Annotated in this window: 23 protein-coding genes; 5 read left to right on the top strand and 18 right to left on the bottom strand. The window is 72.6% G+C overall.

The window, feature by feature from the left end:
* Positions 1–57: 57 nt before the first annotated feature.
* From OG802_RS21420 to OG802_RS21395, 6 genes are all read right to left on the bottom strand, one after another.
* Positions 58–252: a hypothetical protein gene (locus tag OG802_RS21420; protein WP_329412752.1), complete on the bottom strand. Its 195-nt coding sequence runs from the start codon at positions 250–252 to the stop codon at positions 58–60.
* A gap of 164 nt (positions 253–416) precedes the next feature.
* The gene (gene tsaE / locus OG802_RS21415) at positions 417–950 is read right to left on the bottom strand and encodes a tRNA (adenosine(37)-N6)-threonylcarbamoyltransferase complex ATPase subunit type 1 TsaE (RefSeq protein ID WP_329412749.1); all 534 of its coding nucleotides are present in this window, start codon (positions 948–950) and stop codon (positions 417–419) included.
* Positions 916–2,190 carry an alpha/beta hydrolase gene (locus tag OG802_RS21410; protein ID WP_329412747.1) on the bottom strand — a complete coding sequence of 425 codons (1,275 nt, stop codon included), beginning with the start codon at positions 2,188–2,190 and terminating at the stop codon, positions 916–918. Before OG802_RS21410 ends, tsaE begins: the two co-directional genes overlap by 35 nt.
* 88 nt (positions 2,191–2,278) lie before the next feature.
* Positions 2,279–3,442, bottom strand: coding sequence for an alanine racemase (alr, locus tag OG802_RS21405; protein ID WP_329412745.1), 1,164 nt, complete (start codon positions 3,440–3,442; stop codon positions 2,279–2,281).
* A gap of 667 nt (positions 3,443–4,109) precedes the next feature.
* Positions 4,110–5,564 (bottom strand): NAD(P)H-hydrate dehydratase, encoded by a 1,455-nt coding sequence (locus OG802_RS21400; protein WP_329412743.1) that lies wholly within the window; start codon positions 5,562–5,564, stop codon positions 4,110–4,112.
* Positions 5,565–5,973: 409 nt separating this feature from the next.
* Positions 5,974–6,345, bottom strand: a complete 372-nt coding sequence (locus tag OG802_RS21395; protein WP_069770382.1) for a holo-ACP synthase — start codon at positions 6,343–6,345, stop codon at positions 5,974–5,976.
* A gap of 145 nt (positions 6,346–6,490) precedes the next feature.
* Between OG802_RS21395 and OG802_RS21390 the strand changes: the two genes are divergently transcribed.
* Positions 6,491–7,477, top strand: a complete 987-nt coding sequence (locus OG802_RS21390; RefSeq protein WP_329412739.1) for a hypothetical protein — start codon at positions 6,491–6,493, stop codon at positions 7,475–7,477.
* Positions 7,474–9,273, top strand: a complete 1,800-nt coding sequence (locus OG802_RS21385) for a M16 family metallopeptidase (RefSeq protein WP_329412736.1) — start codon at positions 7,474–7,476, stop codon at positions 9,271–9,273. Before OG802_RS21390 ends, OG802_RS21385 begins: the two co-directional genes overlap by 4 nt.
* 154 nt (positions 9,274–9,427) lie before the next feature.
* Here OG802_RS21385 and glmS read toward each other — a convergent pair whose 3' ends face one another.
* Positions 9,428–11,275, bottom strand: a complete 1,848-nt coding sequence (gene glmS, locus OG802_RS21380; protein ID WP_329412734.1) for a glutamine--fructose-6-phosphate transaminase (isomerizing) — start codon at positions 11,273–11,275, stop codon at positions 9,428–9,430.
* 287 nt (positions 11,276–11,562) lie between these two features.
* Here glmS and coaA point away from each other — a divergent pair, with 287 nt between their 5' ends.
* Positions 11,563–12,531 (top strand): type I pantothenate kinase, encoded by a 969-nt coding sequence (coaA, locus tag OG802_RS21375; RefSeq protein ID WP_329417253.1) that lies wholly within the window; start codon positions 11,563–11,565, stop codon positions 12,529–12,531.
* A 16-nt stretch (positions 12,532–12,547) separates the two neighbouring features.
* The gene (locus OG802_RS21370; protein WP_329412732.1) at positions 12,548–13,486 is read left to right on the top strand and encodes a DUF389 domain-containing protein; all 939 of its coding nucleotides are present in this window, start codon (positions 12,548–12,550) and stop codon (positions 13,484–13,486) included.
* Between the two features lie 144 nt (positions 13,487–13,630).
* Here OG802_RS21370 and glmM read toward each other — a convergent pair whose 3' ends face one another.
* The 3 genes from glmM to rplM form a co-directional block, all read right to left on the bottom strand.
* Positions 13,631–14,989 carry a phosphoglucosamine mutase gene (glmM, locus tag OG802_RS21365; RefSeq protein WP_329412730.1) on the bottom strand — a complete coding sequence of 453 codons (1,359 nt, stop codon included), beginning with the start codon at positions 14,987–14,989 and terminating at the stop codon, positions 13,631–13,633.
* Between the two features lie 319 nt (positions 14,990–15,308).
* Positions 15,309–15,830: a 30S ribosomal protein S9 gene (rpsI, locus tag OG802_RS21360; protein WP_307057417.1), complete on the bottom strand. Its 522-nt coding sequence runs from the start codon at positions 15,828–15,830 to the stop codon at positions 15,309–15,311.
* Between the two features lie 44 nt (positions 15,831–15,874).
* Positions 15,875–16,318: a 50S ribosomal protein L13 gene (gene rplM / locus OG802_RS21355; protein ID WP_020132189.1), complete on the bottom strand. Its 444-nt coding sequence runs from the start codon at positions 16,316–16,318 to the stop codon at positions 15,875–15,877.
* Positions 16,319–16,754: 436 nt separating this feature from the next.
* Here rplM and OG802_RS21350 point away from each other — a divergent pair, with 436 nt between their 5' ends.
* Positions 16,755–17,630 carry a hypothetical protein gene (locus tag OG802_RS21350; protein ID WP_329412727.1) on the top strand — a complete coding sequence of 292 codons (876 nt, stop codon included), beginning with the start codon at positions 16,755–16,757 and terminating at the stop codon, positions 17,628–17,630.
* 37 nt (positions 17,631–17,667) lie between these two features.
* On the opposite strand, the gene truA is transcribed toward OG802_RS21350, so the two are convergent.
* The 8 genes from truA to map all read right to left on the bottom strand — a co-directional run bounded on the left by truA (position 17,668) and on the right by map (position 23,182).
* On the bottom strand, positions 17,668–18,525 hold the full coding sequence (truA, locus tag OG802_RS21345; RefSeq protein WP_329412724.1) for a tRNA pseudouridine(38-40) synthase TruA: 858 nt from the start codon (positions 18,523–18,525) through the stop codon (positions 17,668–17,670).
* A 139-nt stretch (positions 18,526–18,664) separates the two neighbouring features.
* The gene (gene rplQ / locus OG802_RS21340; RefSeq protein WP_329412722.1) at positions 18,665–19,150 is read right to left on the bottom strand and encodes a 50S ribosomal protein L17; all 486 of its coding nucleotides are present in this window, start codon (positions 19,148–19,150) and stop codon (positions 18,665–18,667) included.
* 183 nt (positions 19,151–19,333) lie between these two features.
* Positions 19,334–20,356, bottom strand: coding sequence for a DNA-directed RNA polymerase subunit alpha (locus OG802_RS21335; RefSeq protein WP_069171149.1), 1,023 nt, complete (start codon positions 20,354–20,356; stop codon positions 19,334–19,336).
* A gap of 248 nt (positions 20,357–20,604) precedes the next feature.
* Entirely contained in the window at positions 20,605–21,009 is a 405-nt protein-coding gene (rpsK, locus tag OG802_RS21330; protein ID WP_010354218.1) for a 30S ribosomal protein S11, read from the bottom strand.
* 70 nt (positions 21,010–21,079) lie between these two features.
* Positions 21,080–21,460 carry a 30S ribosomal protein S13 gene (rpsM, locus tag OG802_RS21325; protein ID WP_020132619.1) on the bottom strand — a complete coding sequence of 127 codons (381 nt, stop codon included), beginning with the start codon at positions 21,458–21,460 and terminating at the stop codon, positions 21,080–21,082.
* A 216-nt stretch (positions 21,461–21,676) separates the two neighbouring features.
* Entirely contained in the window at positions 21,677–21,790 is a 114-nt protein-coding gene (gene rpmJ, locus OG802_RS21320) for a 50S ribosomal protein L36 (RefSeq protein WP_004984509.1), read from the bottom strand.
* 75 nt (positions 21,791–21,865) lie between these two features.
* Positions 21,866–22,087, bottom strand: a complete 222-nt coding sequence (gene infA, locus OG802_RS21315) for a translation initiation factor IF-1 (protein ID WP_003948620.1) — start codon at positions 22,085–22,087, stop codon at positions 21,866–21,868.
* Between the two features lie 258 nt (positions 22,088–22,345).
* On the bottom strand, positions 22,346–23,182 hold the full coding sequence (map, locus tag OG802_RS21310) for a type I methionyl aminopeptidase (RefSeq protein WP_329417251.1): 837 nt from the start codon (positions 23,180–23,182) through the stop codon (positions 22,346–22,348).
* Positions 23,183–23,247: the final 65 nt, after the last annotated feature.

Here is a 23,247-nt window from a genome sequence, read left to right as displayed (position 1 = left end):
GCCTCGGGGACTCGGGGACTCGGTGGCTCGGTGGCTCGGTGGCTCGGGGAGGGCGGCTCAGGCGGCCCTGCGGTGCTCGGCGGGCCTGTGCCGCCCGGCGGCCGGGGGGTGCGCGACCGTCGACGGGTCGGGCAGCCGCGGCGGCGTCGAGACGGCCTCCGCGGCCGCGCAGGACGCCAGCAGGTCGCGCATCGACACGGGGGCGAGCGGGGACGGCCGCGCGGACCGGGGCGTGGGCTCGGGGACCGGCATGAACGCCTCCTGCTGCTCGGGGGCGGGCGTGGTTAGGCAGACCTAACCACGTACTCGGTACCATGTGACCACGGGGAAGACGCCGCACGCAACATTTTGCCGACACCCTGTCGGAACATTCACCAGCAGGCGCGGGAAGGCCCGGACGGCCGCGTCCCGGGAGGTCAGCCCGCCAGCGTGCCGAGGTCCGCCGCGGCCCACCGCGGCCCGGTCCCCGTCACCGTCACGTGCCGCACCTCGTCGGAGGTGTCGCCGACGGCCCGGTGGATGCGGAGGTGCAGCCGGTCGTCGGTCAGCTCCTCGACCTTGCCCTCGCCCCACTCCACGACGACCACCGACTCCGGCAGCGAGACGTCGAGGTCCAGGTCCTCCATCTCGTCGAGCCCGCCGCCCAGCCGGTACGCGTCGACGTGGACGAGCGGCGGCCCCCCGGCGAGCGAGGGGTGCACCCGGGCGATCACGAAGGTAGGCGAGGTGACCGCGCCCCGGACCCCGAGGCCCTCGCCGAGGCCGCGGGCGAGCGTCGTCTTGCCCGCCCCCAGCTCCCCGCTGAGCATCACGAGGTCGCCGGCGCGCAACAGACCGGCCAGACGACGGCCCAGGTCCGTCATCGCCCCGGGGGAGCCGACCACGATGTCCACGACGTTCTCCGCGGCCTCCGGCTCAACCGGGCTGCGCGGTGCTGCTGGTGCTTCCATAACCGTTCACGGTAGCTCCTGCGGGCACGGCGCCCGCACGGGTGAGCAGGTCGGCGAGCCGGTCGGTGACCACTTCCGGGTGCTCCAGCATCACGAGGTGCCCGGCGTCCGGCACGAGCACCAGCTCGGCGTCCGGCAGCAGGTCGGCGATGGCCTCGCTGTGCTCGCTCGGGGTGACCAGGTCGCCGGTCCCGGCCAGCACCAGCACCGGCATGTCCGTGAAGGAGGCGAGCGCCTCGGTCTTGTCGTGATCGGTGAACGCCGGATAGAACTCGGCGACCACGTCGATCGGCGTGCCCTCGATCATCCGCTCGGCGAACCGCGCCACCGCCGGGTCGACGTCCCGCGAGGCGAACGAGTACCGCTTGATGATCCCGGCGAACAGGTCGGCGGTGGCCCGCCGGCCCTTCTCCACCAGGTCCGCCTGCTGCCCGAGCGCCTTCAGTATCCCCGGCAGCACCCGCCGCACCGCGTTCACACCGGCGACCGGCAGCCCGAAGTTGACCTCGCCGAGCCGCCCGGACGACGTCCCCACGAACGCGGTGGCGACGACCCGCTCGCGGATCAGCTCGGGGTACAGCGCGGCCAGGGCCATCACCGTCATCCCGCCCATGGAGTGCCCGACCAGCGCGATCGGCCCCTCCGGCACGGCCGCGTCGAGGACGGCCTTCAGATCGCGCCCCAGCTGGTCGATGGTGACCGGCACGCCGTCCCGCGTCTGGGCCCGGCCGCGCTCGGAGCGGCCGTGGCTGCGCTGGTCCCAGTACACGGTCCGCACGACGCCCCGCAGGGCCGCCCGCTGGTAGTGCCAGGAGTCCTGGTTGAGGCAGTAGCCGTGACTGAACACCACGGTGACGGGGAGCGGCGCCTTGCGCCCGAACAGCCTGCGCCTCCGGTTGGCCGGACCGCCCTGCGGCTCGGCCTCGTCGACCTCGTAGTACAGCTCGGTGCCGTCGTCGGCGGCCGCCTTGCCCGGGGCGCCGCGCAGCCCGCCGTACGGTCCCGCCGAGTCCAGGGCCAGCCGGGCCTTCGCCCGCATGCCGCGCCCTACGGTCATCCGCTCCAGGGCGACTCCGGCCGCGGCGCCCGCGGCGATCACGCCTATCGCGGCGCCGGCGACGCCGGTCGCCCGGCGCCAGCCCCCGGCCGCCCCCGTGGCGGAGGCGGCGACGACCGCCGTGGCGGCGCTCGCCACCGCCTCCGCGCCGGACGCCACCACCTCCGCGCTGCTCTCGCTCACGTACCGCTCCCTCTTCGGCCGATGTCCGTCACCTGACTGCCGGTTACCCGTCCCGTTGCGCATTCACCTAGGACGGGCGCCGAACGCGTCATTCATTCACATAGACGCGGGGAACCCGCACTCCGATGCGTGTGACGATCTCGTATCCGATGGTTCCGGCCGCCTGCGCCCAGTCCTGCGCCGTGGGCTCGCCCCGGTCGCCGGGGCCGAAGAGGACGGCCTCCGCTCCGGGTCCGGGCTCGTCGCCGCCGAGGTCGACGACGAACTGGTCCATCGCGATGCGCCCGGCGGCCGTGCGCCACTTGCCGCCGACCAGCACCGGGCCGGTCCCGGAGGCGTGCCGCGGAACGCCGTCGGCGTAGCCGAGGGGCACCAGCCCCAGCGTCGTCTCCCCCGGCGTCACGTAGTGGTGGCCGTAGCTCACGCCGTGGCCGCCGGGAGCGTGCTTCACCAGGGCCAGCGAGGCCGCGAGGGTCATCACCGGGCGCAGTCCGAGGTCGGCGGAGGAGCCCAGCTCGGGGGCGGGCGACAGGCCGTACATCGCGATGCCCGGACGGACCAGGTCGAGGTGGGTCCGCGGAAGGGTGAGCGTGGCCGGGGAGTTGGCGATGTGCCGCACCTCGGGCCGCACGCCCGCCCGCTCGGCGTGGGCCCGCATCTCGTGGAACAGGGCGAGCTGGGCGGCGACGGAGGGGTGCCCGGGCTCGTCGGCGCAGGCGAAGTGCGACCACAGGCCGGTGACCCGCAGCAGGCCCTCGCGCTCGGCGCGCAGCGACCGCGCCACGAGTTCCGCCCAGTCCGCGGGCTGGCAGCCGTTGCGTCCGAGCCCGGTGTCGGCCTTGAGCTGCACCCGGGCCGGCCGGCCCGCGGCGCGGGCCGCCTCCTCGACCTCCCGCAACGCCCACAGCCCGCTCACGGACACGTCGAGGCCGGCGTCGACGGCCTCCCGCCAGGGGCCGCCCGGCGTCCACAGCCAGCACATGATCCGGACGTCGGCCGGCAGGACGCCGTCCGCGCGCAGCGCCAGCGCCTCCTCGGGCGTGGCGACGCCCACCCAGGTGGCGCCGGCCTCGACGGCCGCGCGGGCGCACGGCACGGCGCCGTGGCCGTAGCCGTCGGCCTTCACCACGGCCATGAACGCCGCGCCCGGCGCCGTGGCGCGCAGGGTCCGCACGTTGGCCCGCAGCGCGGCCAGGTCGATCTCGGCGCGGGCGCGCGACGGGGCGGTGCTCGGGGCGGTGGTCTCACTCATCGCGCCCAGTGTCTCAGAGCCCCCGGACCACCCCTCAGGTACCGGTCCGCGCCCCACACATCGAGCGCGGGGGTCCCCTACAGGGATGACCCCGCAGGGGACCCCGAAGGGATGACCCCGCAGGGGACCCCGAAGGGATGGCCCCGCAGGGGACCCCGAAGGGATGGCCCCACAGGGATGGCCCCGCAGGGATGGCCCCACAGGGATGGCCCCGCAGGGATGGCCCCACAGGGATGGCCCCGCAGGGATGGCCCCGCGGGGGAGGCCCCACAGAAGCGGCCCCACAGGCGCGATCCGCACCTGGCCCGTAGGGGACGGTCCCTCAGTCCTCCGACCCTCGGGGCGCGGGCTCGCGCGGCCCGAGATCCGCCGGGTTCGATCCCGCCCGCACCGGTCCTCGGCCCGCCGGTCCCGCAAGCGTCGGCCTCCGCACCGCCCGCCGGTTCCGCGCCCGCCCGCAAGCCTCAGCCCTCCGTGCCGCCGTGCCCCGGCCCACAAGCCTCACCGCCGCGTGCCGCCGTGCCCCCGGCCCACAAGCCTCAGCCCCGCGTGCCGCCGTGCCCCCAACCCACAAGGTTCAGCCCCCCACGCGCCCGGCCCGCAAAGCTCGGGCCCTCGCGCCCCGAAGGCTCCGCCGTACGACCCGCGAGGCCGGGAGAGCCCCGCCTCAGTCGCGTGCGGTGCGGTCGCGTACGTCTCGCCAGGCCTCGTGGACGGCTTCGGCCACGTCGTGGGCGCCCACCGGGGCGCCGTGGGCCGCGAAGCGTCCGGCGAGGCCGTGGAGGTACGCGCCCACGCTCCCCGCGTCCAGTGCGCTCAGCCCCGCCGCGAGCAGCGAGCCCGCGAGGCCCGACAGGACGTCCCCGCTGCCTGCCGTGGCCAGCCAGGCGGTGCCCGTGGCGTTCACCCGCACCACGCCCGTGCCGCCCTCCTGCGCGACCAGCGTGGTCGAGCCCTTCAGGAGCACGGTCGCCCGGTACCGCGCCGCCAGTTCACGTGCCGCCGCCAGCCGGGCCCGCTCCACCTCCTCGCGCGCCACGCCGAGCAGCGCGGCCGCCTCCCCGGCGTGCGGGGTCATCAGCGTCGGCGCGGTGCGGCCGCGCACGGCGGCGGCGTCGGCGAGCCGCAGCCCGTCGGCGTCGACCAGCACCGGCACGTCGGCCGCCAGCACCTCCGCCACCGTCCCGGCGTCGTCCCCGGCGCCGGGTCCGACGACCCAGGCCTGCACCCGCCCGGCCTGCTCGGGCCCGCGGTCGGAGACGAGGGTCTCGGGGAAGCGCGCGAGGACCGCGTCCCCGGCCGGGCCGACGTACCGCACGGCCCCCGCCCCGCCGCGCAGCGCCCCCGCCACGGCGAGCACGGCGGCCCCCGGATAGCGCGCGGACCCGGCGGCGATCCCTACGACGCCCCGTCGGTACTTGTCGCTCTCGCCGCCCGGCGTCGGCAGCAGGGCGGCCACGTCCGCGTGCTGAAGGGCCTCCAGTTCGGGCCGCTCGGGCAGTGCGGCCCCGAGCCCGATGTCGACGAACCGCACCGAACCGGCGTGCTCCCGGCCGGGATCGACGAGCAGCCCCGGCTTGTGGGCGCCGAAGGTGACGGTCAGGTCGGCGCGGATGGCGTCGCCGGGCACCTCGCCGGTGTCGGCGTCGACGCCGCTCGGCAGGTCGACGGCGACGACGGCGGCCCGCGAGGCGGCGACGAGCGCGGCCAGCGCGGCCGCCGGGGGCCGCAGCCCGCCCCGGCCGCCGATCCCGACGATGCCGTCGACCACGAGGTCCGCCCGCCGGACGGCCGCCTCGGCCCCGTCGCGCGCGACGGTGCGTCCACCGGCGCGCAGCAGGGCCGTCAGCCCGCCGGCGTGCGTGCGCTCCGGCGCGAGCAGCACCGCGGTGACGCCCGCGCCGCGCCGGGCGAGCCGGGCGCCCGCGTACAGGGCGTCGCCCCCGTTGTCGCCGCTGCCGACGAGCAGCACGACCCGGCGCCCGTAGACGCGTCCCAGCAGGTCGGCGCAGGCGGCGGCGAGCCCGGCGGCGGCCCGCTGCATGAGCGCTCCCTCCGGGAGCCGGGCCATCAGCTCCTGTTCGGCACGGCGGACGGTCTCGGCACAGTAGGCAGTACGCATACGTCGAGTCTGCCCCGCCCCGCACCACCCCCGCACACGGCCACCGCCGCCCCACACCGCCGCCGCACGCGGCCGCCCCCGCCGCACGTAACCGCCGCGACCGGCTCGACCCACGCGGTCGCCTCGACCGCCGCCGTCGGCTCGACCGCCACCACCGCACACTGCCGCCGCCGGGCCGCCGCGATCGGCTCGACCCCATGCGATCAGCACGACCGCCGCGTCGACCCAACCACCGCCGCCGCACCTGGCCGCCGCCGGGCCGCCGCGATCGGCTCGACCCACGCGATCGGCTCGACCGCCGCCGCCGACCCAACCACCGCTGCCGCACGCGTCCGCCGCCCCCGCACGCCGCCGCCGCACGCGGCCGACGCACGCGGCCGACGCGATCGGCTCGGCCGCCGCCGTCGGCTCAGCCCTCGGCCACCACCACCGCGGAGGCGACGCCCGCGTCGTGACTCAGCGACACATGCCATCCCGTGACGCCCAGTTCGGCCGCCCGGGCGGCGACGCTCCCGCGCACCCGCAGCCGGGGCCGTCCGCTCTCCTCGACGTACACCTCGGCGTCGGTCCACAGCAGTCCGGGCGGAGCCCCCAGCGCCTTCGCGAGCGCCTCCTTCGCGGCGAACCGCGCCGCCAGCGAGGCGGCCCCCCTGCGGCCTCCGCCGGGCAGCAGCAACTCGCTGTCCAGGAAGAGCCGTCGGGCGAGCCCCGGCGTCCGCTCCAGCGACGCGGCGAACCGCTCGATCTCGGCCACGTCGATACCGACCCCGATGATGCTCATGCCGAGCACCCTAAGGCCGCGCTGTCACAGCCTGCTGCTAGCCTGCGGCGACTTGATCACATCAGGTCAAGAGCAGGATTCGACCGCCGCGCGCCCTGGGGGGCCAGCCCGCGCGCCGCGGACAGCGACGCCAGGGGGCGGAGGCATGACCAGCATCACCGACGGCATGACGAGCGGCGAGGCGCCCGGCTTGCGGGGACCGACGTTCGACCCGTACGACAACCTGCCCGAGCTGATCCCGATGCGCACCGCCGCAGAGGCCGGGGACTGGCCGGCCGTGCGGGCCTGGTTCGCGGGGCTCGGCTCGGTCGACGAACTGGCCACCGCGTCCAGCCTCCTCGCCGACATCGCCGGCGCCGAGAACTTCCTGGAGCGGGCGGCCGCGGAGCACCCCGGCGACCCGCTGCCGCGCGCGCTGCTCGCCGAGCGGTACGTGTACATCGGCTGGGACATCCGCAGCGGGGCCCGCGCGCAGCACGTCTCGCGGGACCAGTTCGCCCAGTTCCACGACTGGCTGCGGCGGGCCGAGCAGCTGCTGATCGACGTCTGCGCCGAGCATCCCGGCCACGCGCCCGCGTGGACCGCCCGGCTGATGACCGCGCGCGGTCTGGAACTGGGGCAGGCCGAGGCGCGCCGCCGCTACGACCGGCTGTCCGCCCACCACCCGCACCACTTCCGCGCCCAGACACAGCTGCTCCAGCAGGTGTGCCCGAAGTGGGGCGGCTCCTGGGACGCGGCGCACGGCTTCGCGCGCGAGTGCGCGACCGCCGCCCCCGACGGCTCGAACGCCGGCGCCCTGGTCGCGCTCGCGCACATCGAGCGCTGGCTGGACCTGGACGGCGGCGAGGACGCGGCCTACATGCGCGGCCAGTCGGTCCGCGACGACCTGCGGCACGCCGCCCGGGTGTCCGTGCTGCACCCCGCCCACCGGCCCGACTGGAACTCGATCGGCGCGCACAACGCGTTCGCGTTCGCCTTCTCGCTCGGCAACCACTGGGCGGACGCGGCCCCGCACTTCGCGTTCCTCGGCGACCGCGCCTCCGAGTCCCCCTGGTACTACCTGCCCGACAAGAAGTCGTCGTTCCTCAAGTGCCGCAAGGCCGCGCTGGACACCCGAGGAGGCGCCCGATGACCACGGACCTGCACACGCCCGGCCCCGCCGACGGCCCCGGCGGCACCCGCACCCCCGCCCCGGCCCCCGCCCCGGCCGACGGCCTCGCCGCTCTGGACGGCCTGGTCGCGCACACCACCGTCGACGGCATACCGGCGCTGCACGCCCCCGCCTCCGGCAACGAGATCACCGCCGGTCTGTTCTTCCGGGTGGGCCGCGCCGACGAGACCCTGGCGACCGCCGGCATCACCCATCTCGTCGAGCACCTCGCCCTGCACCGGCTGGGCCTGTCCGACCTGCACTACAACGGCGCGACGGCGAACGCCTACACCCTCTTCCACGTGACCGGCCGTGAGGAGGAGGTCGTCGAGTACCTCAACAGCGTGTGCGCCGGGCTGCGGGACCTGCCGATGCAGCGGCTGGAGACCGAGAAGGAGATCCTGCGCACCGAGGCGGCCGGGCGCGGCGGCGGTCCCCACCACCAGATGCCGCTGTGGCGTTACGGCGCGCAGGGCTACGGCCTGTCCAGTTACAGCGAGCTGGGCACCTGGGGCCTCACGCCCGACCAGGTCCGCTCCTGGGCCGAGACGCGCTTCACCAGGGACAACGCGGTGCTGTGGATCACCAGCGACCACATCCCCGACGGGCTGGACCTCACCCTCCCCGCGGGCTCGCGCCTGCCCGCGCCGGCCGCGACCAGCGCCCTGCCCACCACGCCCGCCTACATCAGCGGCGACGACGGCCATGTCGTCCTCACCTCGGTGCTGCGGCGCTCCACGGCGGCCTCCGTGTTCGCCGAGGTGCTCGGCCGGGCCCTCTTCAGGGACCTGCGCCAGGAGGGCGGCTACTCCTACTCGGCGGAGGCGGACTACAGCCCGCGCGACGCCCGGTTCGCCACCCTCACCGCGTACGCCGACGCCCTCCCGCAGAAGCAGGACGCGGTCGTCGGCGGTTTCGTCGACACGCTCGCCCGGCTGCGCGCGGGCCGCATCGAGCAGTCCGAGCTGGACTCCGCCCGCGGCAAGCTCCGCAAGGTGTACGACATCCCCGACCTGGGCGCGGCCACCCTGCCCTCGTACGCGCTGAGCCTGCTCCTCGGGCACCGCATCCTCAGCCCCGAGCAGCACAGGGCGGAGCTGGACGCCGTGACCGTCCAGGACCTGCGCGAGGTCGCCCGGGAGGCCTGGGGGAACGCGCTCGTGCAGGTGCCCGGCCGGGGCCTCGACTGGGCCGGGCTGACGGCCGCTCCGCAGCGCTCGGCGGCCGCGGTCACCGGCACCCGCCACCAGTCCCTGGAGGACGAGGACGTCACGCTGGTCATCGGCGCGGAGGGCGTGAGCCTGCTGACCCCGAGGGGCCCGATCACCGTCCGGTACGACGCCTGCGCGGCGATGACCACCCGGCCCGACGGCTCCCGCGCCCTCACCGGTCACGACGGGTTCTCGGTCAACGTCGAGCCGACGCTCTTCCGGGGCGTGACGCCGGAGCGCGTCGCCGCGATCGACGCGGCCGTGCCCCGGCAGACGACGGTTCCGCTACCGGCCCGCGAGCCCGACCGCATCCCCCAGCCGCGCAAGCGGGCCGCCGCACCGGCGTCCGGCAGCGGCCGCTCCACCGCCGGCTGGACCGTCGCGCTGTGGCTCGTGGGCCTGCTGGCGGCGGTCTGGGGCCTGCTCTGCGCGGTGATCACGGCGGACGAGGCCGCGGCCGCCGCCCCGGAGTGGGACGCGGTCGCGGGCGTCTGGATCATGGAACTCCCGCTGGTTTTCGCGGCCTGGAAGGTGTTCACGGCCCGCAGGACGCGCAGACGCGGCTGACGCACCCGGCGGGCGGCGCGGGAGGGCCCCGGCGGACGGGCCCCTCCCGCGTCCCCTGTTCCGTCACCTGTTCCCGGGCCGCCCCTCCCGCGTGACCTCTCCCGCCCCCTCACGGGCCGCCCCTCACGGGCCGCTCGGCGAGCTACACCACCGGCTACTCCACGGTGACCGACTTCGCGAGGTTCCGCGGCTGGTCGACCTCGTTGCCGCGGGCGGTCGCCAGCTCGCACGCGAACACCTGCAACGGCACCGTGACGACCAGCGGTTGGAGCAGCACCGGCGTGACGGGGACCCGCACGAGATGGTCGGCGTACGGCACGACCTCCTCGTCCCCCTCCTCGGCGATCACGATGGTCCGCGCCCCGCGCGCCCGGATCTCCTGGATGTTGGACACGATCTTGTCGTGCAGCACGGACCGTCCGCGCGGCGAGGGCGCCACCACGACGACGGGCAGGTCCTCCTCGATGAGCGCGATGGGCCCGTGCTTCAGCTCCCCCGCCGCGAACCCCTCCGCGTGCATGTAGGCCAGCTCCTTCAGCTTGAGCGCCCCCTCCAGCGCCACGGGATGGCCCACGTGCCGCCCGAGGAACAGCACCGTGTCCTTCCCCGCGAGCGAGCGCGCCAGCTCCCGCACCGGCTCCATCGTCTCCAGCACCCGCTCGACCTCGCCGGGCATCCGCGCCAGGTCCCGCACGACGGCCCGGATCTCGTCCGCCCACTTGGCGCCCCGGACCTGCGCCAGATAGAGGGCGACCAGGTAGCACGCCACCAGCTGCGTCAGGAACGCCTTGGTGGACGCGACGGCCACCTCCGGCCCGGCGTGCGTGTAGAGGACGGCGTCCGACTCGCGGGGGATCGTCGACCCGTTGGTGTTGCAGATGGCGAGCACCTTGGAGCCCTGCTCGCGGGCGTGCCGCAGCGCCATCAGGGTGTCCATGGTCTCGCCGGACTGCGAGACGGCGATGACGAGCGACCGTGAGTCCAGGATCGGGTCGCGGTAGCGGAACTCGCTGGCCAGCTCCACCTCGCACGGGATGCGCGCCCAGTGCTCGATGGCGTACTTGGCGATGAGGCCCGCGTGGAAGGCCGTGCCGCACGCGACGATGACGACCTTGTCCACCTCCCGCAGTTCGGCGGCCGGGATCCGCACCTCGTCGAGGGTCAGCGCGCCGGAGGCGTCGACCCGGCCCAGCAGCGTGTCGGCCACGGCCTTGGGCTGCTCGGCGATCTCCTTGAGCATGAAGTAGTCGTAGCCGCCCTTCTCCGCGGCCGAGGCGTCCCAGTCGACGTGGTACGAGCGCACGTCGGCCGCTGATCCGTCGAACCCGGTGACCGTCACACCGTCCCGGCGCAGCTCGACGACCTGGTCCTGCCCCAGCTCGATCGCCGAGCGCGTGTGGGCGATGAACGCGGCGACGTCCGAGGCGAGGAAGGCCTCGCCCTCGCCGACGCCCACCACCAGCGGCGAGTTGCGGCGCGCGCCGACCACCACGTCCGGCTCGTCGGCGTGCACCGCGACCAGCGTGAACGCTCCCTCCAGCCGCCGGCACACCAGCCGCATGGCCTCGGCGAGGTCGGCGGTGGCCGAGAACTCCTCGGCGAGCAGATGCGCCACCACCTCGGTGTCGGTCTCGGAGGCCAACGTGTGCCCCCGCCCGGCGAGTTCGGCCCGCAGCAGGGCGAAGTTCTCGATGATCCCGTTGTGCACGACGGCGACCCGGCCGGCGTTGTCGAGATGGGGGTGGGCGTTGCCGTCCGTCGGCGCGCCGTGCGTGGCCCACCGGGTGTGCCCGATGCCGGTCGTCCCGGCCGGCAGCGGCCGTTCCGTCAGCTCCTTCTCCAGGTTGACGAGCTTGCCCGCCCTCTTCGCCGCGGCGAGCCCCCCGTCGGCCGCCACGGCGACGCCCGCCGAGTCGTATCCCCGGTACTCCAGCCGCTTCAGTCCGGCCATGACGACATCGAGCGCCGACTGAGACCCCACGTATCCCACGATTCCGCACATGATCGGCAGCGTACGGCGAAACGACGCACACAAAGAGCCTCCACGTGCCCGATTTCGGAAATCCTCAGGGCCAAACGGAGGACCCCAGCACGTGAAAGCCGAGGCGCGCGGCCCGAGAAGCGAGGCCGCGGGAGGCCGACCGGAGCGGCCCGGAACGGACCGGCGTCCGCCCGGAACGGACCGGAGCGGCCCGGCGTCCGGCCGTCACGGGAAGAGCGTGACGGACCCCACCTGCCGCCCCGTTCGAACTCCGTTAACAATGGAGTGTGATCTCCCCGGTCCCCCCGATGCCCCGGAGCGCCCACCGGCACAGGCCGGAGGCGACTCCCTACCTCGACCTCACCCGAAGCGAGTGGAGCGCGCTGCGCGAGAAGACCCCGCTGCCGCTGACGGCCGAGGAGGTCGAGAAGCTGCGCGGCCTCGGCGACGTCATCGACCTCGACGAGGTGCGTGACATCTACCTCCCGCTGTCCCGCCTGCTCAACCTCTACGTCGGCGCGACGGACGGCCTGCGCGGCGCGCTCAACACCTTCCTCGGCGAACAGGGCTCGCAGTCCGGCACCCCGTTCGTGATAGGCGTCGCGGGCTCCGTGGCCGTGGGCAAGTCGACCGTCGCCCGCCTCCTCCAGGCGCTGCTCTCGCGCTGGCCCGAGCACCCGCGCGTGGAGCTGGTCACCACGGACGGCTTCCTGCTCCCGACCCGGGAACTGGAGGCCCGCGGGCTGATGTCCCGCAAGGGCTTCCCCGAGTCCTACGACCGGCGGGCCCTGACCCGTTTCGTCGCCGACATCAAGGCGGGCAAGGCCGAGGTCACGGCTCCCGTGTACTCCCACCTGATCTACGACATCGTGCCGGACCGCAGACTCACCGTCCGCCGCCCCGACATCCTCATCGTCGAGGGCCTGAACGTCCTTCAGCCCGCGCTCCCCGGCAAGGACGGCCGCACCCGCGTCGGCCTCGCCGACTACTTCGACTTCAGCGTGTACGTCGACGCGAGCGCCGAGGACATCGAGCGCTGGTACCTCAACCGGTTCCGCAAACTGCGCCGGACCGCCTTCCAGAACCCGGACTCGTACTTCAGGAAGTACACCCAGGTCTCCGAGGAGGAGGCCGTCGACTACGCCCGCGGCCTCTGGCGCACCATCAACAAGCCCAACCTGGTGGAGAACATCGCCCCCACCCGCGGCCGCGCCACCCTCGTGGTCCGCAAGGGCCAGGACCACAAGGTACGGCGCCTGAGTCTGCGCAAACTCTGACGGCTACCCTGCCCCCATGCTTCACCTGCGCCTGATCACCCCGACGGACACGACCGAGTCCGCGGTCCGGCTTATCGAGAAGACCGTCGGCACCGCGCACGTCGTCGTGCTGCCGGGGGCGGCCCGCAACCCGGCGGGCGACGTCGTCCTGTGCGACGTGGCGCGCGAGGCGGGAGACGAACTCCTCAGCGGCCTCCAGGAGTTGGGCCTGGACAAGTCCGGCTCGATCGCCGTGGAGAACATCGACCTGTCGCTCTCCCTGCGCGCCGAGAAGGCCGAGAAGGAGGCGCCGGGCGAGGGCGCGGACGCGGTCCTGTGGGAGCACATGACCGACGCCACCCACGAGGAGTCGACGCTCTCCGTCACCTACCTCATGTTCATCACGCTGGCCACGATGATCGCGGCCTGCGGCGTGGTCCTCGACAACGCGGTCCTCATCGTGGGGGCGATGGCGGTGGGCCCGGAGTTCGGCCCGCTGGCCGGCATCTCCACGTCGATCGTGCAGCGGACGCCCCGGCTGGCCCTGCGCTCGCTGATCGCCCTGCTGACCGGCTTCGCGGCGGCGATGGCGGTGACCGTCGGCTTCAGCCTGTTCATGGACGCGATCGATCTGTTCAGCAGGGCCCAACTGGAGGGCGACCGCCCCCAGACCGGCTTCGTCTACGCGCCGGACCCCTTCTCCTTCATCGTCGCCCTGCTGGCGGGCGTCGCCGGCACCCTCTCCCTGACGTCGGCGAAGTCCGGCGCGCTGGTGGGCGTCGCCATCTCGGTGACGACGGTCCCGGCGGCGGCGAACGCGGCCGTGGCCCTCAGCTACGGCGACACCCGCCAGACCTGGGGCTCCACGCAGCAGCTCCTGCTGAACCTCCTGGGCATCGTCCTGGCGGGCACCCTGACCCTGCTGGCCCAGAAATGGCTCTGGTCGCGACGGCGCCCCCTGACCAGAGCGGCCTGACGACGCCGACGAGCCGGATCGCCAGGGGGCGGGGAACCGCGCGACCGGCCACGACGCACCGCGCCGCGCCACTGCGCGCGGAACCCCGAACCCGTTCCGCCCTGGCCTGTTCCGCCCTGGCCTGTTCCGCCCCGGCCGTACCGGCTAGCCCAGCGCCGACTTCACGGCGTCCGCGAGCCGGCCGGCGACGGCGCGGGCCTGGTCGATGTCGGCCGCCTCGACCATCACCCGCACCAGCGGCTCGGTCCCGGAGGGCCGCAGCAGCACCCGGCCGGTGGACCCCAGCTCCCGCTCCGCCTCACCGACGGCGGCCGCGAGCTCGGCCGACTGCCCGACCCGGGACCTGTCGACGTCCGGAACGTTGATCAGCACCTGCGGCAGCCGCTCCATCACCGAGGCCAGCTCCCGCAGCGAGCGTCCGCTCTGGGCGACGCGGGCCGCCAGCATCAGCCCGGTCAGCGTGCCGTCGCCGGTCGTCGCGTGGTCGAGGATGATCACGTGCCCGGACTGCTCGCCGCCCAGCGCGTAGCCGTGCTGCTTCATCTCCTCCAGGACGTACCGGTCGCCGACGGCGGCCCGCACCAGCTGGATGCCCTCGCGCTCCATGGCGAGCTTGAAGCCCAGGTTGGACATGACGGTCGCGACAACGGTGTCCGAGCGCAGCACGCCCCGCTCCCGCATCGACAGGGCCAGCACGGCGAGGATCTGGTCGCCGTCGATCTCCTCGCCCGTGTGGTCCACGGCGAGGCACCGGTCCGCGTCCCCGTCGTGCGCGATGCCGAGGTCGGCCCCGTGCTCGAGGACGGCGGCCTTGAGCTTGTCCAGGTGGGTCGAGCCGCACCCGTCGTTGATGTTGAGCCCGTCCGGCTCGGCCCCGATGGTCACGATCTCGGCGCCGGCCCGCGTGAACGCCTCGGGCGAGACCCGTGCGGCCGCGCCGTGCGCCTCGTCCAGGACGATCTTCAGCCCGTCGAGCCGGTTCGGCAGGACGGCGATGAGGTGGGCGACGTAGCGGTCGAAGCCCTCGCTGTACGAACGCACGCGACCGACGCCGCTGCCGGTCGGCCGGTCCCAGGGAGCGCCGGTGCGGTGCTCCTCGTAGACGGACTCGATCCGGCCCTCCAGCTCGTCGGCCAGCTTGTGGCCGCCGCGGGCGAAGAACTTGACGCCGTTGTCGGGCATGGCGTTGTGGCTGGCGGAGAGCATCACGCCGAGGTCCGCGCCGAGCACGCCGGTGAGGTACGCGACGGCGGGCGTGGGCAGCACGCCGACCTTCAGCACGTCCACGCCCGCGCTCGCCAGACCGGCCACCACGGCGGCCTCCAGGAACTCCCCGGACGCACGCGGGTCCCGCCCGACGACGGCCACCGGTCGGTGCCCCTCGAACGTCCCCGCCTCGGCCAGCACGTGCGCGGCCGCGACCGAGAGGCCGAGGGCCATCTCCGCCGTCAGATCCGCGTTGGCGACACCGCGCACGCCGTCCGTGCCGAAGAGTCGTCCCACTTGTCCTCCTGAGGAAGCGTCAGTTGCGAAAGCCTTGCGGGCGCACCGGACGGGCCGGCCGGTCCGCGGGCTCCCGCGGGACGGCGCCGCGCTTCGGGCGCCGTGTCCGGGAGCCGCGTCACGGCACCGCATGCAGGCATTGGATGCCCTGCACATCCGATCACACAAGCCTTTGAGCACCTTGTGCCGTTATACGCCCACAGGTGCGAGAAAACGAACGCCCCGGCGACACTGTGGCGTGCCGCCGGGGCGTTCGGAGTACGTGCGGGCGGACCGGAACCCGGCCCGACCCGGAATACGTACGAGCAGGCAGCGAAGCTTAGCGCTTGCTGTACTGCGGGGCCTTGCGGGCCTTCTTGAGACCGGCCTTCTTGCGCTCGACCGCGCGGTCGTCACGCGTGAGGAAGCCGGCCTTCTTGAGGGTGCCGCGGTTGTTGTCGACGTCGGCCTCGTTCAGCGCGCGGGCGACACCGAGACGGAGCGCACCGGCCTGACCGGAGACGCCGCCACCCGAGATGCGGGCGATGACGTCGTAGCGGTTGTCGAGCTCGAGCACCTTGAAGGGCTCGTTGACTTCCTGCTGGTGCACCTTGTTCGGGAAGTAGTCCTCGAGGGTGCGACCGTTGATCTTCCACTTCCCGGAGCCCGGAACGATCCGGACGCGGGCGATGGCGTTCTTGCGGCGGCCCAGGCCGGCCGCGGGCTGGGCCTCGCCGAAGCGGGACGCCAGGGACTCCGAGGTGTACTCGCCCTCGACGGGGACCTCGGACTCGGTGGTGTAGCTCTCGATGTCGACGAGCTCGGTCTCTTCGAGCGGCTGCTCGGCAGTGGTCTCGGCCACGGTTCTCCTCAGATTCTCTTCAGCTTGGGGTGGTGTGGCCGGAATTACTGCGCGACCTGGGTGATTTCGAACGGCACGGGCTGCTGCGCCGCGTGCGGGTGCACGTCACCCTTGTAGACCTTCAGCTTCGAGAGCATCTGACGGCCGAGCGTGTTCTTGGGGAGCATGCCCTTGACGGCCTTCTCGACGGCCTTCTCCGGGTTGTTCGCGAGGAGGTCGTCGTAGCGCACGGAGCGCAGACCGCCCGGGTACCCGGAGTGGCGGTAGGCCATCTTCTGGGTCCGCTTGTTGCCGGAGAGGTGCACCTTGTCGGCGTTGATGATGATGACGAAGTCACCGGTGTCGACGTGGGGCGCGTAGATCGGCTTGTGCTTGCCCCGCAGAAGGGACGCGGCAGTGGTGGCGAGACGGCCCAGGACGATGTCCTGAGCGTCGATGACGTGCCACTGGCGCGTCACATCGCCGGGCTTGGGGCTGTACGTACGCACGGTTCGTAGCCTTCGCTTCTTCAGTGAATTGGTCCTGACAAGGTCACCGAAGACGATCACGACAGCCCTGACCGCACTGCGGTGACGCAAACCGCGTGCTGGTCGCTGGTCATCGGCCCGGTGGACCGGTGTAAGGGCCCGTCCCGTGAGAAGAGCAAGCCAATACACAACGAAGAAGCAGAATACCCGTGCCCCGGGTGCCGGGTCAAAACGGGGCCGACCCCCGCACGTGAACATGTCAGCCTCACCAAGAGAAGACGGCCGGAAACCCCTCTCCGGAGTGGCCCGCGCCACATCCCGGCCGTCCGCCTGGGAGAACGCCGTACCAACCACCCGGAGATGTCGCCTTTGCCCGCCCTCACACCCCGAATCCCACGGACTCTCCCGCCCGTTGAGGCGGAACAGCACCCCCCGCCTCCCGTCTAAGATGCGCCCCATGAGCTATGGGCAGGGGGGACCTCAGTCCCAGTGGGATCCGTGGAAACCGAACTCCCAGCAGCCGTGGGCCACCGGCGATGACGGGCGGACCCCGGACTGGGCCGCGCTCGCCGAGGCGTCCGAGACGCGCAACAGGCGCCGCAGGCTGCTGCTCATAGGCGGCGGCGTGCTCGCCACCGTCGCCGTCGGCACCGCCGTGGCCATGGCCGTGGTCTCCGCCAACGGCAGCGACGAGGCGAACAAGCCGACCTCCTCACTGCCCGGCACCGCCGGACTGCCGAGCGCGTCGGGCACCCCGTCCTTCGCGCCCACCAGCGCACCGCCGCCGCTGGACCCCAAGGAGTTCATCTCCAGCAAGGCCAAGGACACCGCCCCCAACGGCCCCGACCTGCTCTTCCCCGGCACCCAGCTGACCATGGGCTCGGCCGTGTACAAGAAGGGCCCCAAGGCCGACAGCGCCACCTGCGCCACCGGCGCCGCGGGCACACTGCCGAAGATCCTCACCTCCAACGGCTGCACCCGCGTGATGCGCGTCACCTACACCAAGGACGGCATCGCCGTCACGGTCGGCGTGGCCGTCTTCGACACCGAGGCACAGGCCCTGAAGGTCAAGAGCCAGGCCGCCGACAACAAGAGCATCGTCAAGGCCCTCTCCGGCGGGGGCGTCAAGGCGTTCTGCAACGGCGCGATCTGCCGCTCCACCACCAACTCCTACGGCCGGTACGCCTACTTCACGCTCACCGGCTTCACCGACGGCAAGAACGTGACGACCAAGGACACCGCCGTCTTCACCGCCGGCGACGACCTGTCCAAGTTCGCGTTCCAGCAGATCCGCCGCCGCGGCGAGGCCCAGGCGTCGGCCGCCGCCGGCTGACCGCCCGGGCCCCTGCGCCGCCGCGGGACCGACGAGGTCAGCAGCACCCGGCCCCGGGCAGCGTCCGCCTGTTGCGCGCCTCCCTGCTGCGCGCGGCGAGCAGCTCGTCGGCCGGGTAGCCGACCTCCTCCAGCGTCAGCCCGTGCGGGCGCACGACGTGCACCGCCGAGTCCCGCACACCCGCCGCGAGCACCTTCCCCGGCCACTCGGGCCCGCGGTGCCCGTCCCCCACGAACAGCAGCGCCCCGATCAGCGAGCGCACCATGTTGTGGCAGAACGCGTCCGCGCGGACGGTCGCCGTGATGATCCCGTCGGCGCCCCTGACCAGACTCAGCCGCTGGAGCGTGCGGATGGTGGTCGCGCCCTCCCGCTTCTTGCAGTACGCGGCGAAGTCGTGCTCCCCGAGGAGCCGCTCGGCGGCCTCGTTCATGGCGTCCACGTCGAGCGGCCAGTCGTGCCACAGCACATGCCCCCGCAGCAGCGGATCGACCCCGCCCGGGTTGTCGGTGACCCGGTAGGCGTACCGCCGCCAGACGGCCGAGAACCGCGCGTTGAAACCCGGGGGGGCCTCCCGCAGCGCCCAGACCCGCACATCGCGCGGCAGCCGCCCGGCGAGCCGCTTCAGCAGCTTCGCGTGGTGCTCGCGCCAGACGTCCTCCGGCAGATCGACGTGCGCGACCTGGCCGCGCGCGTGCACCCCGGCATCGGTGCGTCCGGCCACGGTCAGCTCGTACGTCGTCGCGCCGGACCGCGTGACGGTCCGCAGCGCGTCCTCGATCTCCCCCTGCACGGTCCGCCGTCCCCCGGCCTGCTTGGCCCACCCGGAGAACTCCGCACCGTCATAGGACAGGTCCAGCCGCACCCGGACGAACCCGGGCTGTACTTCGTCACTCACTCCTGGATCCTCTCAGCAGCACAAAAGCGGGCCCGCCCCCCGAAGGGAACGGACCCGCGATCGCCCCAGGGGGCGCGGGAGCCGCGCGGCGGGCCACCACGAACACGCAGCCGCACACGCACAGCCCCCGGCAGAACGCTTACGCGTCCTTCGACTCCTCGGCGGGAGCCTCGTCGGCCTTGGTCTCCTCGACCTTGGCCTCCTCGGTCTCCTTGACCGCACGCTTCGTCGCGGCCTCGGCCTCGCCGGTCGCCTGCTGCGCGACCGTCAGCGCCTCGACCAGCTCGATGACGGCCATGGGCGCGTTGTCGCCACGGCGGTTACCGATCTTGGTGATGCGGGTGTAGCCACCGGGACGGTTCTCGTAGCGCGGGCCGATCTCGGTGAAGAGCGTGTGCACGATGCTCTTGTCCGTGATCACCTGGAGCACCTGACGGCGGTTGTGAAGGTCGCCCTTCTTCGCCTTGGTGACCAGACGCTCGGCGTACGGGCGCAGCTTGCGCGCCTTCGCCTCGGTGGTGGTGATGCGGCCGTGCTCGAACAGCGCCTTGGCGAGGTTCGCGAGAATGATCTTCTCGTGCGCGGCGCTGCCGCCCATACGGGCGCCCTTGGTGGGCTTCGGCATGGTGTTTCTCCTAGGTGTCTGCCCCGGCCGTATCAGGTACCGGGGTCAGTATCCGAGCAGGCGGTCGCCTGTCGAAGATCCGGGCACAGGCCCCGAAGGGGCCGTGCCCGGAAGCGGCGCGGGGAACTGCGCGACAAGCCACAGCGGCCCCGCACCAGAGTACGGACCGAAAGGCCCGAGCCCTCAGTACTGCTCGGTCTCGACGAACCCGGCATCCGCGTCGTCGTCCGCGCCGAAGGCGTCCGCGGCGGCGGTCGGGTCGAATCCGGGCGGGCTGTCCTTGAGGGCCAGGCCCATGCCGGCCAGCTTCGCCTTGACCTCGTCGATCGACTTCGCACCGAAGTTGCGGATGTCGAGCAGGTCGGCCTCGGAGCGCGCCACCAGCTCACCCACGGAGTGGATGCCCTCGCGCTTGAGGCAGTTGTACGACCGGACCGTGAGCTCCAGCTCCTCGATCGGCAGGGCCAGATCGGCGGCCAGGGCGGCGTCCGTCGGGGACGGACCCATGTCGATGCCCTCGGCGTCGATGTTCAGCTCGCGCGCGAGACCGAACAGCTCGACCAGCGTCTTGCCCGCGGAGGCCATGGCGTCGCGGGGACGCATCGCCTGCTTGGTCTCGACGTCGACGATCAGCTTGTCGAAGTCGGTGCGCTGCTCGACACGCGTGGCCTCGACCTTGTACGTGACCTTCAGAACCGGCGAGTAGATGGAGTCGACCGGGATACGGCCGATCTCCTGGCCCAGCTGCTTGTTCTGAACGGCGGAGACGTAACCGCGACCGCGCTCGACGGTCAGCTCCATCTCCAGCTTGCCCTTGCCGTTGAGCGTGGCGAGGACGAGGTCGGGGTTATGCACCTCGACACCGGCCGGGGGCGCGATGTCGGCGGCGGTGACCAGACCCGGGCCCTGCTTGCGCAGGTACATCACGACCGGCTCGTCGTGCTCCGAGGAGACGACCAGCTGCTTGATGTTGAGGATGAGGTCGGTGACGTCCTCCTTGACGCCCGGCACGGTGGTGAACTCGTGCAGGACGCCGTCGATGCGGATGCTGGTGACAGCAGCGCCGGGGATCGACGACAGGAGGGTGCGGCGGAGGGAGTTGCCGAGGGTGTAGCCGAAGCCCGGCTCCAGCGGCTCGATGACGAACCGGGAGCGGAACTCGTCGACGACCTCTTCGGTCAACGAGGGACGCTGAGCGATCAGCATGGGGAGATTCCTTCAGTCAGGGGCACCCACTATTTGATGCCCTGATGCACCAGGCGGAGCCTGATGTGGTACTTGCAAGGGTACGGGCGGTACGGCCCCGAAGGCCCGTACCGCCCGAAATCCTCAGTCCAAGCAGCCGTGCGCCGGATCAGACGCGGCGGCGCTTGGGCGGACGGCAGCCGTGCTGTGCGCTGCGGGGGACGACCCCCGCACCCCCAGCCGGAACCGAGCCGCCCGTGGCCGGTGCGTCAGACGCGGCGGCGCTTGGGCGGACGGCAGCCGTTGTGCGGGGTCGGCGTGACGTCCTGGATCGAGCCGACCTCGAGGCCGGTCGCCTGCAGGGAACGGATGGCGGTCTCACGACCGGCGCCCGGGCCCTTGACGAAGACGTCGACCTTGCGCATGCCGTGCTCCTGCGCGCGACGGGCAGCCGACTCGGCGGCCATCTGCGCGGCGAACGGCGTGGACTTGCGCGAGCCCTTGAAACCGACGTGGCCGGCGGAGGCCCACGAGATCACGTTTCCGGCCGGGTCCGTGATGGACACGATCGTGTTGTTGAACGTGCTCTTGATGTGCGCCTGGCCGTGCGCGACGTTCTTCTTTTCCTTGCGGCGCACCTTCTTGGCAGCGCCCTGACGACCCTTGGGGGGCATCTACAAACTCCTACGGGGAGGTGGTCGGTCCTACAGCGAAGACCGCTGATGAAGCGTTGTCCGCTGAGGACTACTTCTTGCCCGGCTTCTTCTTGCCGGCGATGGCGCGACGCGGGCCCTTGCGGGTACGGGCGTTCGTGCTGGTGCGCTGACCGCGGACCGGCAGACCACGACGGTGACGGAGACCCTGGTAGCAGCCGATCTCCACCTTGCGGCGGATGTCGGCCTGGATCTCGCGACGAAGGTCACCCTCGGTCTTGATGTTGGCGTCCACGTACTCGCGGATCGCGACGAGCTGCTCCTCGGAGAGGTCGCGAACGCGGGTGTTGGGGTCGACGCCGGTCGCGGCCAGCGTCTCCTGGGAAAGGGTCCGGCCGATGCCGAACACGTAGGTGAGGGCGACCTCCACACGCTTTTCGCGCGGGATGTCGACACCGGAAACGCGTGCCATTCAATGGCTCCAGTTGATCCTCGGAGGTCTTCCGCAGCACCGACCCCCAGCCGCCGGCCTCTTCTGACGCGCAGAAGACTTGGTACGGACTGGGTCCCCGGCCTCCGAACCGGGGGTGTCGGACGGGATGCCCGTCCGGGTCCTGCGTATGAACAATTCAGCTCGCGTCGCGCGAAGTCTCTGCGATGTCGGTGCAGAGGGTGTGACCCTGTGCGATCAGCCCTGGCGCTGCTTGTGGCGCGGGTTCTCGCAAATGATCATGACCCGGCCATGACGGCGGATCACCCTGCACTTGTCGCAGATCTTCTTGACGCTCGGCTTGACCTTCATTGGGTGAGGTTCTCCGGGTCAGTTGCCAACAGCCCCGTGCGCCCGGTGAGGGGCGCACGAAGGTACGGGCAAGATCTACTTGTACCGGTAGACGATCCGGCCACGCGTCAGGTCGTACGGAGACAGCTCCACCACGACCCGGTCGTCAGGGAGGATACGGATGTAGTGCATACGCATCTTGCCGCTGATGTGCGCCAGGACCTGGTGGCCGTTCTGGAGCTCGACCTTGAACATGGCGTTCGGCAGAGACTCGACGACAGTGCCCTCGATCTCGATGGCACCTTGCTTCTTGGCCACGCTTCGCCCTTCGAATCGACTACCTTGATCGGCTCCCCCGCCTTTTCCCTTACGGGCGCATGCGGACATGCGGGTGCACGAGAGCCGACGAGTCAGTCTACGTCAGCCCTGACCGAAACACGAATCGAGAAGTCTGCCCCGCAGGGGAGATCCTTAACCGAGCCGCTCCCCCGCCGAGGCACGGCGTCCCGCCCGGCCCGCCCGGCGTCCGAGGACGACGCTCCGGACCGACGGGTCCCGGGCGGGCCGATCGATCACCTAGGCGAGCGGGTCCGGTGCCGCCTCGATGCCGTGCTCGGCCAGTTTCGCCCTGCCGCCGTCGGGTGACGTCAGGACCAGCGGTCCCTCCTCCGTCAGCGCCACCGAGTGCTCCCAGTGCGACGACCAGGTCCCGTCGGTCGTGATGACCGTCCAGTCGTCCTCCAGGACCTCGGTCCGCGGAGTGCCGAGCGAGACCATCGGCTCGATGGCGAGACAGAAGCCGGGGACCAGCTTGGGACCCTTGCCCCGGCGGCGGTCGACGTAGTTCAGCAGATGCGGGTCCATGTGCATCTCGGTGCCGATGCCGTGACCGCCGTAGTCCTCGATGATCCCGTAGCGGCCGCCGCCCGGCTTCGGCTGGCGGCGGATGTACGTCTCGATGGCCCGCGAGACGTCCACCAGCCGGTTGCCGAGCTTCATGGCCGCGATGCCGGCCCACATCGACTCCTCCGTGACCCGGGACAGCTCGATCAGCTCCGGGGCGTGGCCCGAGCCGACGAAGGCGGTGTACGCCGCGTCGCCGTGCCAGCCGTCCACGATCGCGCCGCAGTCGATCGAGATGACGTCGCCGTCCTTCAGGACGACCTCGCCGGAGGGGATGCCGTGGACGACCACGTCGTTCACCGAGGTGCAGATCGTCGCGGGGAAGCCGCCGTATCCCAGGAAGTTCGACTTCGCGCCGTGCTCCGCGAGGACCTTGCGCGCCACGAGGTCCAGGTCCATCGTCGTCGCGCCCGGCACGGCCGCTTCCCGTGTGGCCGCGTGGATGGCGGCGACGACCAGCCCCGCCGCACGCATCCTGGCGATCTGTTCGGGGCTCTTGATCTGCACCATGGGGGGCCTGCGCTCTCCGTCACTCAGGTCGGTCACGTACGTACACAACAGTACGGCCGTGGGGT

The sequence above is a fragment of the Streptomyces sp. NBC_00704 genome (assembly GCF_036226605.1).
Lineage (GTDB): Bacteria > Actinomycetota > Actinomycetes > Streptomycetales > Streptomycetaceae > Streptomyces.
Note: the sequence above shows the minus strand (reverse complement) of the source record. Positions and strands in the feature narration are given on the sequence as shown.

Excerpts from the sequence above, each read along its gene's own strand:
- glmS (WP_329412734.1), bottom strand. The coding sequence starts at position 11,275 with ATGTGCGGAATCGTGGGATACGTGGGGTCTCAGTCGGCGCTCGATGTC.
- OG802_RS21370 (WP_329412732.1), top strand. The coding sequence starts at position 12,548 with ATGCTTCACCTGCGCCTGATCACCCCGACGGACACGACCGAGTCCGCG.
- coaA (WP_329417253.1), top strand. The coding sequence starts at position 11,563 with ATGCCCCGGAGCGCCCACCGGCACAGGCCGGAGGCGACTCCCTACCTC.
- map (WP_329417251.1), bottom strand. The coding sequence starts at position 23,182 with ATGGTGCAGATCAAGAGCCCCGAACAGATCGCCAGGATGCGTGCGGCG.
- rpsK (WP_010354218.1), bottom strand. The coding sequence starts at position 21,009 with ATGCCCCCCAAGGGTCGTCAGGGCGCTGCCAAGAAGGTGCGCCGCAAG.
- OG802_RS21400 (WP_329412743.1), bottom strand. The coding sequence starts at position 5,564 with ATGCGTACTGCCTACTGTGCCGAGACCGTCCGCCGTGCCGAACAGGAG.
- alr (WP_329412745.1), bottom strand. The coding sequence starts at position 3,442 with ATGAGTGAGACCACCGCCCCGAGCACCGCCCCGTCGCGCGCCCGCGCC.
- rplQ (WP_329412722.1), bottom strand. The coding sequence starts at position 19,150 with ATGCCGAAGCCCACCAAGGGCGCCCGTATGGGCGGCAGCGCCGCGCAC.
- tsaE (WP_329412749.1), bottom strand. The coding sequence starts at position 950 with ATGGAAGCACCAGCAGCACCGCGCAGCCCGGTTGAGCCGGAGGCCGCG.
- rpmJ (WP_004984509.1), bottom strand. The coding sequence starts at position 21,790 with ATGAAGGTCAAGCCGAGCGTCAAGAAGATCTGCGACAAGTGCAGGGTG.
- OG802_RS21350 (WP_329412727.1), top strand. The coding sequence starts at position 16,755 with ATGAGCTATGGGCAGGGGGGACCTCAGTCCCAGTGGGATCCGTGGAAA.
- OG802_RS21335 (WP_069171149.1), bottom strand. The coding sequence starts at position 20,356 with ATGCTGATCGCTCAGCGTCCCTCGTTGACCGAAGAGGTCGTCGACGAG.
- rpsM (WP_020132619.1), bottom strand. The coding sequence starts at position 21,460 with ATGGCACGCGTTTCCGGTGTCGACATCCCGCGCGAAAAGCGTGTGGAG.
- OG802_RS21390 (WP_329412739.1), top strand. The coding sequence starts at position 6,491 with ATGACCAGCATCACCGACGGCATGACGAGCGGCGAGGCGCCCGGCTTG.
- OG802_RS21385 (WP_329412736.1), top strand. The coding sequence starts at position 7,474 with ATGACCACGGACCTGCACACGCCCGGCCCCGCCGACGGCCCCGGCGGC.
- OG802_RS21420 (WP_329412752.1), bottom strand. The coding sequence starts at position 252 with ATGCCGGTCCCCGAGCCCACGCCCCGGTCCGCGCGGCCGTCCCCGCTC.
- OG802_RS21395 (WP_069770382.1), bottom strand. The coding sequence starts at position 6,345 with ATGAGCATCATCGGGGTCGGTATCGACGTGGCCGAGATCGAGCGGTTC.